9 protein-coding genes are annotated in these 15,182 nt (G+C 61.6%); 4 read left to right on the top strand and 5 right to left on the bottom strand.

Annotated elements, in window-relative coordinates; all coding sequences use genetic code 11:
• Positions 1–114 precede the first annotated feature (114 nt).
• Positions 115–2,334 carry a hypothetical protein gene (locus WM40_RS01005; protein ID WP_024902534.1) on the top strand — a complete coding sequence of 740 codons (2,220 nt, stop codon included), beginning with the start codon at positions 115–117 and terminating at the stop codon, positions 2,332–2,334.
• A gap of 3 nt (positions 2,335–2,337) precedes the next feature.
• On the opposite strand, the gene WM40_RS01000 is transcribed toward WM40_RS01005, so the two are convergent.
• The 4 genes from WM40_RS01000 to WM40_RS29820 all read right to left on the bottom strand — a co-directional run bounded on the left by WM40_RS01000 (position 2,338) and on the right by WM40_RS29820 (position 9,019).
• Positions 2,338–4,329: a hypothetical protein gene (locus WM40_RS01000; RefSeq protein ID WP_024902535.1), complete on the bottom strand. Its 1,992-nt coding sequence runs from the start codon at positions 4,327–4,329 to the stop codon at positions 2,338–2,340.
• A gap of 145 nt (positions 4,330–4,474) precedes the next feature.
• Positions 4,475–5,515 carry an AI-2E family transporter gene (locus WM40_RS00995; protein ID WP_046151997.1) on the bottom strand — a complete coding sequence of 347 codons (1,041 nt, stop codon included), beginning with the start codon at positions 5,513–5,515 and terminating at the stop codon, positions 4,475–4,477.
• An 86-nt stretch (positions 5,516–5,601) separates the two neighbouring features.
• Positions 5,602–8,466, bottom strand: coding sequence for an excinuclease ABC subunit UvrA (gene uvrA / locus WM40_RS00990; RefSeq protein ID WP_046151890.1), 2,865 nt, complete (start codon positions 8,464–8,466; stop codon positions 5,602–5,604).
• Between the two features lie 118 nt (positions 8,467–8,584).
• Positions 8,585–9,019: a hypothetical protein gene (locus WM40_RS29820; protein WP_157684945.1), complete on the bottom strand. Its 435-nt coding sequence runs from the start codon at positions 9,017–9,019 to the stop codon at positions 8,585–8,587.
• Between WM40_RS29820 and WM40_RS00985 the strand changes: the two genes are divergently transcribed.
• The 3 genes from WM40_RS00985 to WM40_RS00975 all read left to right on the top strand — a co-directional run bounded on the left by WM40_RS00985 (position 9,007) and on the right by WM40_RS00975 (position 12,577).
• Positions 9,007–10,218: an MFS transporter gene (locus WM40_RS00985; RefSeq protein ID WP_024902537.1), complete on the top strand. Its 1,212-nt coding sequence runs from the start codon at positions 9,007–9,009 to the stop codon at positions 10,216–10,218. The genes WM40_RS29820 and WM40_RS00985 overlap by 13 nt on opposite strands.
• A gap of 184 nt (positions 10,219–10,402) precedes the next feature.
• A complete protein-coding gene (gene ssb, locus WM40_RS00980) occupies positions 10,403–10,975 on the top strand; it encodes a single-stranded DNA-binding protein (protein ID WP_046151889.1) in 573 nt (190 codons plus the stop codon).
• Between the two features lie 195 nt (positions 10,976–11,170).
• On the top strand, positions 11,171–12,577 hold the full coding sequence (locus WM40_RS00975; RefSeq protein WP_046151888.1) for a sugar porter family MFS transporter: 1,407 nt from the start codon (positions 11,171–11,173) through the stop codon (positions 12,575–12,577).
• A 181-nt stretch (positions 12,578–12,758) separates the two neighbouring features.
• Here WM40_RS00975 and WM40_RS00970 read toward each other — a convergent pair whose 3' ends face one another.
• Positions 12,759–15,173, bottom strand: coding sequence for an FUSC family protein (locus WM40_RS00970; RefSeq protein WP_052738102.1), 2,415 nt, complete (start codon positions 15,171–15,173; stop codon positions 12,759–12,761).
• Between the last annotated feature and the right edge of the window lie 9 nt (positions 15,174–15,182).

The raw sequence follows: 15,182 nt of genomic DNA, 5'->3' as shown, positions 1-15,182 counted from the left end.
GCGTGGATGCACCGGCGAGACGTGTGAGGATTGGCCGAATGGCGGAGCCTCGCCTGGGTGCGTCAAAGCAGCAAGTCTGCGAAGCTTTCTGCTTGCACACATTCGGATTCTATCGTGAAAGCCTTGCTGAGCATCGACGCTGCGAACCAATGGACGGAGCGCGCAAGACGCTTGCTCGTTGATGCCGCATGCGATGGGGGACTCCTGGAAGGGCAGGGCGAATCTGTGACTCCGGCAGGCGCTTCGGTGCCGTTGGTTGTTGGTGAGATGCTCCGGCGCACGCGTGATGTCGCGATGCCTGCAAGCGCACCGATGGCGATGACGGAGCGAATCGTCGTGCTCTTGAGCAACGATGGCGTCAGTCAACGTACAGCGGTGAAGGAAGTCATCAATAGCGGGGCGACTTGGCTGGTGGAGGCGCCTGACGGGCAGATCACCGATGCGCTCCGGGTATTTCAGTGGGTGCCGGGCACGGAGGATACCGTGTCGGTCACGCGCCGTTTCGCGCAAGAGAGGCCCGTCGCGCGTAAGCTGGCATCGTCGCAAGCATGGCGAGAACCACGGGTTTGTCGCTTGCTTAACGGGCAATTTCAGAGCGTCTCCAGATCGTGCTACAAGAAAATGTTGTCCGGGACGGATATCCCGTTACGCCTTTATATCGTTGCGCACGGCACGACGCGAGGCGAGTCCGCAGCGGTGGGCGTACGTCGCACGCTGGATCGTGTGGACGCGCCCGACCTGGTGGGTTTCTTGATGCGCAACGTGTTCAGGCATTTGCCGGGCAAGGGAAAATCACACACATCCGGTGTAACCATCGATATGGTGGCATGCGCGTTGTCTGTTCCTGGGGAGTGCTTGACCGATGCTTCCTCCTTCGTGGGTTGCTTTCTGAAGGCACTGGCGGATTGCGACCCTTCGCTGGCGGAGCGATCAACTATTGTCGCCAGCACATTCAAGATCGGCTATCCCGCTCATGGCTTCGAACGTGCGCAGCAGATCACGATCAGCGGGCGCGATTTGATCTTTCCAGAATCCATGTTGACCCAATTTGGCATTTCGCATCGCTTCATGGCGATATTGCCGAAGGCCAGCCTTGGCCGCCGGGAACCGATTCGCATTTCCTTCGTGCAACATGATTTCTTGCAGCAAGAGTTCGTCGTGCTGGATGCCTTCGTAGCCGCGTATGAACATTGGCAACGCGTTGAAGGTTGGCATGCACATGAGCTGTCGAGTCGCTTTGTGCTGTTTGAGTTGATGGCCGATCTCACTTTCACCCTCGATCATCCGTCTGACATCGCCATCGTGCGGACGTTTGTCGAACGGCTGATGATTCGCCGGACGCCATCGATGTCAGTGCCGAGTGAGGGGACGAATGCCACGGTATCCATCGAGGGTGGGACCACGGAAGGGGTTGCGCCAATGAGCGAGGTCTTAAGCGGAGCGCATGATGATCGGTCCGTGTTCGAGCGTACGACCTCATTGCGGATCGACGGGGGAGTGATTCGGTTGTTCGCCGATGCCACCAGTCAAACGCCGCTAGCCGTGTTCGATCTCAAGGATGATATCGGCTTGTTCGGTATTACGCTTTTCAAATATGCAACGTCCACGCATTTGATTGATGAGTTGTCGGATGCGGAGCGACAGACCTTGCGCAGGTACTTGCTGACGCAGGTGCGGTTGTTGGATAACGGTATTTATCGGTGGATCGGGGTCCCCGAGACGGGTCGGGAGTTTGTCGCGCGTTGGCGTGGCCGGTGGGCGGCCGCGCCAGATGACCAGATGGCGCGTACACCGCCTGGTTACATGGGCGGTGAACTGTTCAACGCACTTCTGAAAACGGCGTGGATACACGGACGTACCGATGACGTGCAAGCGCTCGCCGCGCTGACATTGCCGGGAGGGGTGTTCGATGCGTCGTCGGCGGTGATGCGCCTCAACGGGTTCAACGAGCAGGCGGGTCTTCACATCGGACGCACGGGAGGCTGGTACGTACATGCCCGGCATGATGGTGTGCAGGGCTGCCGTGCCATACCCCGATCAGCTGAATGGGAGGTCGTCTTTGGCGAGATTGGGGCGGCGGTAGGTAGCATGATCCGGGCGGACCTGATGAAAGCGGATGATCTTCGGTGGCGGCTGCTGAAGATGGCGCGCGATACCGTTGCAAGCGGTCACCCCAATCCTTTGCTGTCACGGAATGACGGCCTGAGCGTGTCGACGTCCGCAAGTCATGCGGGATCGACGGGGATTGATCCGGCGCTCAGCGCATCGAGTGTCTGGCAGCGCGGCTTGTCAGGACGCGCGTCCTATTTTCCCTGTACGCCGGCACGGCGGTGATTTTTAAAGTCGCGTGATTTCATCGGGACGCATACGTTCCGATGGCAGGGCGTTGGCGGAAATGTCTGCGTTGCGGTGTGCGCGATTTTCTTCGCCAGGCGCGATGGCGAAGTGTGCGTTGCCTTCCTCCATCCGTGCTATTGCGGCGTTCGCGTTTTGTGTTGTTGTATCGTTCCCATTGATTTCCGTTTTTGGTGCTTCAGAAATAGAGAGGCTTGCCGCATTTGCACGTTTCAACATGGCGGAATGGACTTTCTCCGTTTCGAGTAGCGCACCGAAAAGGCTGTTTATGGGCCAGACCCACGTTGCCACGCCATTGTTCTGGGGCATACTGAACCCGAGAAACTTATCGATGCCCAGGTTCGAGTACAGTTCGGCATGCCGTGGCATGGTTTTCATGTAGCGCATGCGCTCACGCGCGAACGCGCTAAACGAGGACCATCGATAGCGGGCGCCGCGGTAGACGAAACTGGCCCCGGCGATACCGTTGCCACCGAGTTGCAGTAGCGGCATCACCCCCCCGAACGCCATCACTTCCGTGAAAGTCTTTGCCGCCCACCTCGAGAAAAACCATGGCACGGCCTGCATGTGCGCGTTCTCGATTGCAAGGAACAATCCGGCACGGGTGTAATGCATCCCGATGAATGTGGTGAAGATCACCGCACACCACGAGAGCACGGTGCGACGCGACGCATTCCCTGGACCGCTTTCACCGGTCAGACCACAGGTGATCAGCATTTCCCACACCTTGTCGACGATGAACCCGACGACTTTCCCCACGGTGCCGGCGCGATCGGCGAGCACGGATAATCCGACACCGAGAGCGTATAAGCCCGCATAGACGGCGTGCTTCAACGGGGTGTCGCGGACGCGATAGTGCCGCAAGTGTCGGACGGCATACATGACCGCGACACACATGCAAAAGATGGCCGTCAACCATGGAAGATGGGGCGCCGCGGAAAAGGGTATCAGATCCCATAACAAGAGCAACGCGCCAGCGCTGATGTTCCGCAAAGCGGCGAGTGCGGCATTGCCGCGCATGGCGGCCCACAGATTGTGCCGATTCAATGGCTGGACGATATTGGCTTCGGTGTCCTTGGCGACGGTTTCATTGGTGTTCTCGGTGGCGGTATCCTCGGAGCGGCCGGGCCGCCGCGATAGCCACTTTACTGCGCTACGTGCCGACGTCGCAAGGCGATGCAAACCACGGTTCACGGCATCCGCGACTGCACCGAGGTCATCGTATATTCCCTCTCGTCCGATGCGCGTATGCAGCGGGCTTTCGCCTTTTTCGGGGCGCGAGAAATCGTGGATCCGGGCGGGGGCGATCGGTTCCTCCACGAACGCCTCGCGGTCGAGTCCTTCGAAAGGCGAACGTACGTCCTGAACGGGTGCGTTTGATATGCGATTGACGGGATTGCGTGCGATCGGCGCTTGCAGGTGCGCCCCATGTCCGCGCTGGGCGACGTCAGGAAACGCATGCATAACGCGGATTTCGATCGGTGGCGGCACATATTCGACGGCATCGCCTTGATCCGCCACTCCCATTGGCGCGACAGGATCACCCTCGGGACGCGTGTCGAAATGGGCCAGGGATGCGACAACTGACTGGAGCAACCCTTCCACCGTGGCCTCGACTTCCGTGGTGAACAACGCATTCGCGGCTGCCGCCATTCCAGGGTCGACGGTAATCGAGGCGCGCATCGGTGTCTCGCCAATCACGGATGTACGGTTTATGGCGCGCGCGACAGTCGCGTGGGCGTCACCGCCCGTTGCCTCGGTTGGCGACGAATTATCTCCATCATGCGATGCCGGGTCTGTCGGCGAAACCATTTCCCACGCATCCAAATTCGCCTTGTCCAGGCGTGCCGTGCCAGGCACCGATAGCGGTTGGTGCCAGCCGCGATGCGCGCCGGTCCGCGACATCTCACGGGCAGGTATCACGCGCTCCAGGTGCGACGGGGTATCCCCCGACAGCGCATCAAATCCTCGCATTATCATCGTCTCCGGTCGCGGGAAAACACGATGCACTATAGCGATGGCGGACAGGCGCGGGCAGTTGGCCAAAAGGCCTTGCCGCGAGATGGCGAGCGCGTGTCGTCTTGGCGATGACGCGCGCCAGCGGCGCGCCGTGCCGGGATCAAACGAGTTGTTTCAGCCGTAGCTCGCGCTTGAGGTAGGCATAGAAGATGGGGGCCGCCACGACACCGGGCAGGCCGAATGCCGCTTCCATCGCGATCATCGCCAGCAGCAGTTCCCACGCTTTGGCTTCAATCTCGCCACCGACGATGCGCGCGTTCAGGAAGTATTCGAGTTTGTGGATCGACACCAGGAACACGAAGGCCGCGATGGTCGTCGGCAAACCGACCGATAAACCGGCGACGATGATCAACGTATTCGAGATCAGGTTGCCGATGACGGGCAGCAGTCCGACGATGAAGGTCACCATGACCAGCGTTTTCGACAAAGGCAGGCGCGTATGAAACAACGGCAGCAGCACCAGCAGGAACAGTCCGGTGAAGAGGGTATTCAGCGCGGAAATCTTGACCTGTGCAAACACGATGCGGCGGAATGCGTCGGCCAGACGCGCGAAGCGCGTCATGAGCAGGGCCGCCAGCGGGCGTCGCGCCGTGGCGTCGGACGCGTCCACGGCAATGATCGCGCCGATGATCATGCCTAGCACCACATGCGCGAACGCACGTGCGACTTCGCGTCCCGCCAATTGCAGCGTTGACATGTGCTCATGCAGCAAACTGGCCGCCGCAAGGCGAATGTCTTCGATATCGTCCGGTAGATAGCCATCGACCCATTCGGGCAAATGATCACGCGCCTGATCGATGACCTGCATTGTCTTATCGAGCAGGTGCGGCATCATGCTGGCGTCCGCCTTGAAATGCGCGATGATCATGAGCGTCAGAACGGTCAATGCGCCGACGATGGCCGCCGACAAGACAGCCAGCGCGAGCAGGCGTGCGCGACGGCCGGACACGCGCCGGGCAAGGACGGGGGCCAGCGTATTGATCAACTGGTAGACCAGCAGGCCGGCGAGCAAACCGCCAAGCAGGTGCAAGAGCAGTACACCAAGCAAACCGGCGCCGACCAGCACGAAACTCACGGCTTCCAGCCAGCGTATTGGTGGTTGAGCAGTAGGCGTTGCGTGCCCGCCGAGGGAGGAATGCATCGGCGCGCCCGCGCCATGACCGCCCTTGGGTCCCGAGCCGGATGTTCCTTTTGGTCCCGCCGTGCCGCGCTTGCCGTCCACTTGTACTATTTCCTTGCCAACAGCGATGCCAGGTATTTACCGGTAAAACTGGCCGGTGTCGCCGCAACCTGTTCAGGCGTGCCTTGCGCGATGATCTGACCACCACCGGCCCCGCCTTCCGGGCCCATGTCGATGCACCAGTCGGCGGTTTTGATGACGTCCAGGTTATGCTCGATGATCACGATCGTGTTTCCCTGCTCGCGGAGGCGATGGATCACCTCGAGCAGTAGTGCAATGTCGTGGAAGTGTAGCCCGGTTGTCGGCTCGTCGAGAATATAAAGTGTGCGGCCGGTATCGCGTTTGGATAATTCCAACGACAACTTCACGCGCTGCGCCTCGCCACCGGATAACGTCGTCGCGGATTGGCCGAGTCTTACATAGCCCAGTCCGACTTCGAGCAGCGTCCTCAGCTTGCGTGCCACCACCGGCACCGGCTTGAAAAAGTCATGCGCCTGCTCGATCGTCATTTCCAGCACGTCGCGGATATTCTTGCCCTTGTATTGAATCTCGAGCGTCTCACGGTTGTACCGGGCGCCGTGACAGACGTCGCAGGGCACGTAGACGTCGGGCAGGAAATGCATTTCCACTTTGAGCACGCCATCGCCCTGGCAGGCCTCGCAACGGCCGCCTTTGACGTTAAACGAGAAACGGCCTGCTTCGTAGCCCCGTTCCTTTGCCGCGGGCACGCCGGCGAACAATTCCCGGATCGGCGTGAAGACGCCGGTGTACGTCGCCGGGTTCGAGCGCGGGGTACGGCCGATGGGAGACTGATCGACCGCGATGACTTTGTCGAAATGCGACAAGCCTTCTATGGCCTCGTGCGGCGCGGGTTCGGCGGCCGACCCGTAAAGATGCTGGGCGATGGCGTTATAGAGCGTGTCGTTGATCAGTGTCGACTTGCCCGAGCCGGATACGCCGGTCACGCAGGTCAGCAGGCCCACCGGCAGGTCCAGGGTGACGTGCTTCAGATTGTTGCCGAATGCATCGACGATACGAAGCTGGCGTTCGGGGTCGGGCGCGCGCCGGACCTTCGGCACGGGAATGCCTAGCTTGCCGCTCAGGTAGCGGCCCGTCGTGGAGTTGTCGTTCGCGACAATTTCGTCAGGGGTGCCGCGTGCCACCACCTGACCGCCGTGGACCCCGGCGCCAGGGCCCATGTCAACGACGTAGTCGGACGCGCGGATCATGTCTTCGTCGTGTTCGACGACGATGACCGAATTACCGAGATCGCGCAGGTGCTTCAGTGTCTCGATCAGTCTGTCGTTGTCGCGCTGATGCAGGCCGATCGACGGCTCGTCCAACACGTACATGACGCCGGTCAGTCCGGAGCCAATCTGCGAGGCGAGCCTGATACGCTGCGCTTCACCGCCTGACAAGGTGTCCGCACTGCGTTCCAGTGACAGGTAATTCAGGCCGACATTATTCAGAAACGACAGGCGTGCGACGATCTCCTTGATGACCTTGTCGCCGATATCGCCCTTTGCACCTTCCAGATGCAGTTCCTGGAAGTAGATAAGGGCATCGCGCAACGGCATCGCGCCGATACTGTAGATCGCACGGGCCTGGTTGCCTTCTCCCACGCGGACAAAGCGTGCCTCGCGCCGCAGGCGCGTGCCGTCACAGCTTGGGCACGATTGGATGTTCTGGTACTTCGCCAGTTCCTCGCGCACGGCAGTCGAATCCGTTTCCCGGAAGCGGCGTTCCAGGTTCGGAATAATGCCTTCGAACGGGTGCGAGCGAACGGCGGCCTTGCCGCGCTCGTTGATATAGGAAAAGGGAATGTCTTGATCGCCCGATCCATGCAACAACATGTCGCGGATAGCGTCCGGCAACTGGTCGAACGGCATCTCGATGTCGAAATCATAGAACGCCGCCAGGCTTTGCAGCATCTGATAGTAAAACTGATTACGACGATCCCACCCCTTGATCGCGCCGCCTGCCAGCGACAGCGACGGATGGGCGACCACACGCTTTGGATCGAAGAACGTCTGTTGGCCCAAGCCGTCGCAGGCCGGGCAGGCGCCCATCGGGTTGTTGAACGAGAACAGCCGTGGTTCCAGTTCCTGTAGCGAGTACGAGCAGATCGGGCAGGCGAATTTCGTGCTGAACACGTGTTCGCGGCCACTGTCCATCTCGATGGCCAGCGCGCGGCCATCGGCCAGCCGGACGGCCGTCTCGAACGACTCGGCAAGCCGTTGCTTGATATCCTCGCGGACCTTCAACCGGTCAATGACGACGTCGATCGAATGTTTTTCGGTTTTCTTCAGCTTCGGCAGGTCGTCGACATCGACGATGCGCGCTTCGCTGTCATGCACCGCCCCGCCGCCCGAGCGCACGCGGAAGCGGACAAAGCCTTGCGCTTGCATGTCGTCGAACAAGTCGGTGTGCTCGCCCTTGCGGTTCGAGACGACCGGTGCGAGGATCATCAGCCGGGTATCCTCGGGCAGCGCGAGCGCTGCATCCACCATCTGGGAGATGCTTTGTGCCCGCAACGGGACGTCGTGGTCGGGGCAGAACGGTGTACCGACGCGTGCAAACAACAGGCGCAGGTAGTCGTGGATCTCGGTGACGGTGCCCACGGTGGATCGCGGGTTGTGAGACGTGGCCTTTTGCTCGATCGAGATCGCGGGGGACAGGCCTTCGATCAGATCGACGTCCGGTTTCTCCATCAATTGGAGAAACTGGCGCGCGTAGGCCGACAGGCTCTCCACGTAACGGCGCTGTCCTTCCGCATAGAGCGTATCGAACGCCAATGAGGATTTGCCAGAGCCGGAGAGGCCGGTGATGACCACCAGCCGGTGCTTCGGCAAATCCAGATCGATGTCCTTCAGGTTGTGCGTGCGCGCACCGCGGATGCGGATTTCTTCCATGAAGCTGGTCAGATCTCGGAAGGAACAAACCTGCTACTATAGCGACTTTTCCGGCACGCCGTAGCGGGATGGTCGTCTCGCGTCTTTTGCCGCCCCTGTTTCGCCGACGGCGCCGTTTTCAGATCAGGGGTGCCCGCGCCCGGATGGCAACGCTTGCGACTGGCTGACAAGCCAGCTTGCAGATGGCTTTCCCAGGGGCTTGCGCGCCTGGCTGGTAACCGCCAGAAAAGAAGAAAGCGATAGCGCCCCACGCTTCCCATAGAGTCAATACGCGACAAATCGTCACCCGGCCATGGACGGCCAGGTGACGTAGCATGCCGATGTACGGTGAGATCATGCCGACGCGCGGCGCCGCGGTCCTGGTTGCCGCCTTGCCCTTTGTGTCTCGCCGTCCCGCGTCATGCAGGCTGTAGACGGTGCCACGGAGGCGAGTCTGTGCGTGGCGTCTCGCCGGTGCGCGCGGGGGCGTCAGCGTCTTTGCCCGCGTTGGTGCGCCTGGAGCCTGGGGCGCCGACCCTTGCCTGAATTGCGGAATTTCCGATGTCACACTCACACGCATCATCCACCGGCATGACCGCGCTGGAACGGCGCGCGACGTTGTCGCTTGCCGCGATCTTCGCATTGCGCATGCTTGGGCTGTTCATGATCATGCCGATCTTCTCGATCTACGCCAAGACGATCCCCGGCGGTGACAATACCGCGCTCGTGGGCCTGGCGATCGGCATCTATGGCCTGACCCAGTCGTTGTTGTATATCCCTTATGGATGGCTGTCGGACAAAATTGGCCGCAAGCCTGTCATCGTCGCCGGGTTGCTGGTGTTTGCGCTGGGTAGCGCCATCGCCGCGCTGGCGCCAAACCTGGAATGGATCATCGTCGGTCGCGCCATCCAGGGTGCCGGTGCCATTTCGTCCGCCGTCACCGCCTTTATCGCCGATTTGACGTCCGAAGCCAATCGGACCAAGGCGATGGCAACGGTGGGGGCCAGCATCGGCGTGTCGTTCGCGGTCGCGATCGTGGCCGCGCCTGTGGTGTATCGCTGGATCGGGATGGAAGGGCTGTTCTCCGTCATCGGCCTGCTCGCGATCGTGGCCATCGCCGTCGTTTTGTGGGTCGTGCCGGATGCGCCGAAGGGGGCGCCGACAGTCCGCACGCCGTTCTCCGAAGTGTTCCGCAACAGCGAGTTGTTGCGAATGAATTTTGGCGTCTACGTGCTGCACGCAACCCAGACGGCGTTGTTCGTGGTATTGCCCCATATGCTCGTGTCGACGGGGCTGCCGGTGTCTTCCCATTGGATGGTGTATCTCCCCGTAATGGGGGTTGCCTTCGTTCTGATGGTGCCGGCGATCATCGTCGCCGAGAAGCGCGGCAAGATGAAGCCGGTGATCAACCTCGCGATTTTTCTTGTGCTGATTGGTCTACTGGCAATGTTATGGGTGCCTGATACGATCTGGTCTATCGCGATCGTGTTGCTGGTGTACTTCACCGGATTCAATATCCTGGAGGCATCGCAGCCGTCGATGGTATCGAAGTTGTCGCCGGGACCGCGCAAGGGCGCCGCCATGGGCGTCTACAACACCCTCCAGGCGCTGGGCTTGTTTTCCGGCGGTGCGCTGGGCGGCTGGCTGGTCAAAAGCCATGGCGATCATGCGGTGTTCCTCGCAACCGGTACTTTGGTTCTGGCATGGCTTATCATTGCAAGCAGGATGAAAGCGCTGCCGGCGACCTCGAAGACACCGGTGGGGCGCGCTTGATCGTTGCCTCGGCACAATTGAGGTGGCACTCAGCCTTTTGAAGCTTGTCGATACCGTTCGACCTATGTATTAGTGAATCAGTGGCATCGATGCGCGACGCCGCCGCCACGCCGGGCTTTTCAGGCCTGGACGTGGCGGGCGGCGTCGTCGCACATCGGGCCCAACCGAACCGCAAGGAGAAAGCATGGCATCGGTCAATAAAGTCATCATCGTTGGCAATCTCGGTGCCGATCCGGAGGCGCGTTCGTTCCCGAACGGCGGCAGCGTGACCAATATTCGCGTGGCTACCACGGAGCGCTACAAGGATCGGGACGGCAATTTCCAGGAAAACACCGAGTGGCATCGGATCTCGCTGTTCAACAAGCTGGGCGAGATTGCGAGCCAATACTTGAAAAAAGGCTCGTCGGTGTATATCGAAGGACGCATTCGTACGCGAAAGTACCAGGACAAGGATGGACGTGACGTGTACGCCACGGAAATCGTCGGCGACCAAATGCAGATGCTTGGTGGCCGGAGCGGTGGCGGTGGTGGCATGGGCGGCGATGAAGGCGGCTATGGCGGTGGCGGTGGCGGGGGAAGCTATGGCGGCGGCCGGTCCGGCGGCGGTGGCGGCGACGGCGGCTTTTCACGTGAGCCGGCTGGCGGTGGTGGTGGTCGGGCAAGCGGCGGCGGTGCCGGCGGTCGCTCGGGGGGATCGGGCGGCGGCTACAACTCGCCGAACCCGGGTTTTGATGCCGATGACGACATCCCGTTCTAATAGCTGAAACGCGTATTTTTGTTGACTGAAGCCCGTCTGCCTGGTGCACGCGGGCTTTTGTTTTGCCATCGCCACCCGCGGCGTTTCTCGGTCGCATCGACGTTTGTATAAGCAGAAACCCGTACTAAAAAATCATGTTATTTTGAAAGAGTAAGAAAAAAATGAGTTAAAAAACGTTAAAAGGGCCTATCTTCTATGGATACTTCCGCACAAACGCAAAGCAATGCTCTGGCGCCGAACGTGTACATGGCCATGGTGGCTTCGGTGTCCGCAATCGCCGGTGGGTTGTACGGTTATGACACCGGTATCATTTCGGGTGCCTTGCCTCAGATCGCGCATGATTTTCACCTGAACTATCGGCAGCAGGAATGGGTGACGGCCGCCATCCTGCTCGGCGCGGTGATCGGAGCGCTCAGCTCGACGAATTTGTCGGCCCGTATCGGCCGTCGCCGCACGATCATGATCGTATCCGCCATCTATTGCGTCGGCGTCGTGGCTGCGGCGCTAGCCCCTAATGTGAGCAGCTTGATGGTGGCACGCCTGGTACTGGGTTTCGCTGTCGGCGGCTCCACGCAAATCGTCCCAACGTATATTGCTGAACTCGCTGAGCCGGAAAAGCGCGGCCGTCTGGTCACGTATTTCAATGTGTCGATTGGTATCGGCATCTTGTTGGCGGCCATTGTCGGGGTCGCGGGGCAGCATGTATTCAACTGGCGCTGGATGATTGGCGTGGCGGTCGTGCCCTCGCTTGCCTTGCTGCTTGGCATGACGAAGTTGCCCTTCAGTCCGCGTTGGCTGGTGACCCAGTATCGGATGGAGGATGCAAAGGTCGAACTGTCGAAGGTGCGTGAGACCGAGCGGGCGGTGCGTCGCGAATTGGACGACATTCGGTCGCTGGTGAAGAAGGAAGAGCAGAACGACGTGAGGGGCTGGCGCGCACTCGGTCAGCCGTGGGTGCGTCCGGCGCTCGTTGCGGGCCTGGGAGTGGCGGCTTTTACCCAGTTGAGCGGTATCGAGATGATGATCTACTACACGCCGACCTTCCTGAAAAATGCGGGCTTTGGCGCGTCGTCGGCGCTATGGGCGGCCTTGGGCGTGGCGTTGACGTACTTGGTGATGACCTGGCTCGGCAAGATGTTCGTCGACCATATCGGCCGCCGCCGGTTGACGCTGTGGATGATGCCCGGCGCCGTGATTGCCTTGCTCGTGCTGGGCGCCGTGCTGCATTTCAATCTGATGGGTGCGGCGCAGTCATGGTGGATCGTGGCATGCCTGATTGTGTTCATGATCTTCAATTCGGGCGGCATCCAGGTGGTGGGATGGCTTACCGGTGCCGAAATCTATCCCGTGGCCATTCGTGACGCGGCAACCGGCGCGCACGCCGCCATGCTATGGGGCTCCAACCTGTTGCTGACCGGCACGGCATTGACGATGACGCATTGGCTCGGCGTGGGGGGCGCGATGTGGGTCTACGCCGGCTTGAATGCAGCAGGCTGGTTGTTCGTCTATTTTCTTGTGCCGGAGACGGGCGGCAAGAGTCTGGAGGATATCGAGCGGGCCTTGAAGCACAACACCTTCCTGCCCGGCCAGCGTACAGCGTGATCCACTCGGATAGCGCTTGTATGCGGCGGTGATCAATCGATAATGCATGACTCATGACTCATGACTCATGACTCATGACGCATGACGCATGACGCATGACGCATGACGCATGACGCGGGATAGGCAAAAACTCCCTGCTCGCTCGTCAGCTCCGCGTCATGGGCCGGCCTTTGCCACTATTTCAACGCGGTCTGCCAGCACTTGCGGCTGTCTGCAGCGCATCCTGGATGCGCGTATCGACGCTGACGAGGCGCGCGAGCGCCAGCCACCGACCATCCGTTTGGGGCAGCGCCGGGCGCTGCGGTGGGGTGAAGTCCGCTTGCGTGCCTGCCGGTGCGCCATCCCGCAACCAACGCGCCGCCGCCCGTAGCATGGCGGCAATGTCATCGGCGTAACGTCGAAGCGCGATGTCATGCTCGTTGGCCGGCGGTACGGCATCGGGCCGGCGCCACGGTTGCAATTCGAGGACGGTCGCGGCAGCGGTCAACGCTTTCATTGCTTCCACCAACGACGCACAGAGGACCAACCGCCGATCGCGCTGTAGCGGCGTCTGACGCAATGCACGCAGCAATACCTGTGCATTGTCGGCAGCCACGCAGGCCTCGCGCCGCAGTCCCGTCGACTTGAGCGCCGAGGGGCGCGGCGGTGGCGTGCCGTCGCTGCGATCGAGCATGCCGCGCAAGACGTCGAGGACATAAGTCGCATGCCGATCAAGCGCATCGGCCACCACGCGGGCGAGCCGTTCGCCACCGCGTTCGGGCCATAGCAATTGGCCGATCGCCAGCCCGAGCAAGCCGCCGTAGATGCTGTTCAAGGCGCGTAACGCGGCCAGTCCGAATTCATGCGCGGCAGGCTGCTGTATTTCCGCGACCAGCACGAACTGCAAGGTGACGAAGAAGGTGAAGAGCGCGTAGTGGACGGTGCGACCGACGAAGGTGCCGATCGCGATAGGCAATACCGCGAGGCCTACCGCCAATGGCGATGGCAGCAGAATGCCGACCAGCGCTGCGCCCACCGCACCGATGACACTGCCGGCGATGCGATCGAATGCCCGCTGCCACGTGGAGGTTAGATAGGGCTGCAGCACGAAGACGACGGTCAGCGATATCCAATAGCCGTGATTCAGCGCGAGGCTCTTACATAGCGCCACCGACAAGGTCGTGGCAATGCCAACACGTAACGCATGACGCGCGATGTGCGTGCGAGGATGCAGCTCGCGACGCGCCACCGCTAGCGCATGTCGCGACATCTCGCCCAATCGCCGCCATAACGCCGGCCCCATCCCCTGATGCCCGGACTGCGGCGCATCGGTATGGTTGGCGTGGGTCGAGGAAGGGGGCGTCGCACGCGATGTACGGTCCGTGCCGCCCCCCTGGATCAGGACGGCAGTCGCGGTCGCGCCGGCATCGAGCAATTGCGTCAGCAGATGCAGGACCGTGTGCAGCGTCGGATCGTCGGCCACGCTGAGCGTCCGCGCGGACGCATGCGCCTGTCGCACTGCTTGATCGACCAGCGCCAATGCCTGTTGCAGGCGTTGGCGTTGTTGCGCGTTGGTCAGGTCGGAGACTTCGGCCACGCCGTCCGCGCATTGCCCGAAACGATAAAGCACCCGCAGGATGCTGGCGTCGGCGATCCGTTCCTGCGCGCTGACTGGCATGTTGCGCGGACGGGCGGCCAGCGTATCCGAAAGCGCCACCAGGACGACGAATCCGGCTTCGGCCGCGTCCAGCAACGCCAGCAGTTGCTGACCGCGCTCGCCCCGCGAGGGGCGGCTGCCCAACACTTCCCGGACGCGGGCTCTCGCGGCTTCGATTCGCGCGCGCAGCAATTGCCGGTGTGTGATGCTCACATCCCGTAGCGCGACGTCGTCTTCGCCGACGATGCCGTCAGCCGCCACGTCGTGGGCGCGGTGTGTGCCGTCCTGAGGCGCGCTTGCCGACGTGGCCGCGTCGCGTGCCTTGCGCCGGGCGTCGCGTCGCGCCTCGCGGGCCGGCGATGGCATATAGCGCAACCCTAGCGCATGCGCGTAATCACCCAGTTCCACAAAGCAGCCCGCCACGGCGGCGGTCGCGTGGCGCCACGGTCGCCGGCGCCACACCAGTGCGGTCATGACGATGGCCCACACGCCGCCGCCAATGAAGAAGATGGCGTACGCCGCGCTCTCGCGAATGTCATGCGTCGGTAGTTCAGTCGAGACGACGAATCCGGCGCAAACCAATGCGCCGACAATGGCATTCGACGGACCGGTCAATTGCGCGAGGCTGGCGATGGTACAGCAGAGGAAGGTCAGCGGCAGCAATAACCACAGCACGTGCTGGGCCGCGCTGCCGAGAAAGCAATAGAGCGCCCCCACCAGTGCGACCGCGGCCATGGTGCCTGTTCGACGCGGCAGTGGTCCGCCCGGATCGGCCAGGCAGGCCCAGAACGCGGCAATCGCGCTCCAGCCAAGGCGCGGTTCACCCAGAAGCACGGCCAGGATGACGGGGACGGCACTGACCACGGCGGCGTGGCCGGCATCGGCCCATGGCAGGCTGCGCCAGGCGGCGCGAGCAGGAAGTCTTGCAGCTGTCCTGGCGCGGACGGAGGAAAAACGCATTGGCGCAAA

Source organism: Robbsia andropogonis, assembly GCF_000970345.1.
Classification (GTDB): domain Bacteria; phylum Pseudomonadota; class Gammaproteobacteria; order Burkholderiales; family Burkholderiaceae; genus Robbsia; species Robbsia andropogonis.
This window is presented reverse-complemented; position numbering and strand designations above follow the sequence as displayed.

Bases quoted from the DNA above. Each gene is read 5' to 3' on its own strand.
- WM40_RS01000 (WP_024902535.1), bottom strand. From the start codon at position 4,329: ATGCGAGGATTTGATGCGCTGTCGGGGGATACCCCGTCGCACCTGGAG.
- WM40_RS00995 (WP_046151997.1), bottom strand. From the start codon at position 5,515: ATGCATTCCTCCCTCGGCGGGCACGCAACGCCTACTGCTCAACCACCA.
- uvrA (WP_046151890.1), bottom strand. From the start codon at position 8,466: ATGGAAGAAATCCGCATCCGCGGTGCGCGCACGCACAACCTGAAGGAC.
- WM40_RS00985 (WP_024902537.1), top strand. From the start codon at position 9,007: ATGTCACACTCACACGCATCATCCACCGGCATGACCGCGCTGGAACGG.
- ssb (WP_046151889.1), top strand. From the start codon at position 10,403: ATGGCATCGGTCAATAAAGTCATCATCGTTGGCAATCTCGGTGCCGAT.
- WM40_RS00975 (WP_046151888.1), top strand. From the start codon at position 11,171: ATGGATACTTCCGCACAAACGCAAAGCAATGCTCTGGCGCCGAACGTG.
- WM40_RS00970 (WP_052738102.1), bottom strand. From the start codon at position 15,173: ATGCGTTTTTCCTCCGTCCGCGCCAGGACAGCTGCAAGACTTCCTGCT.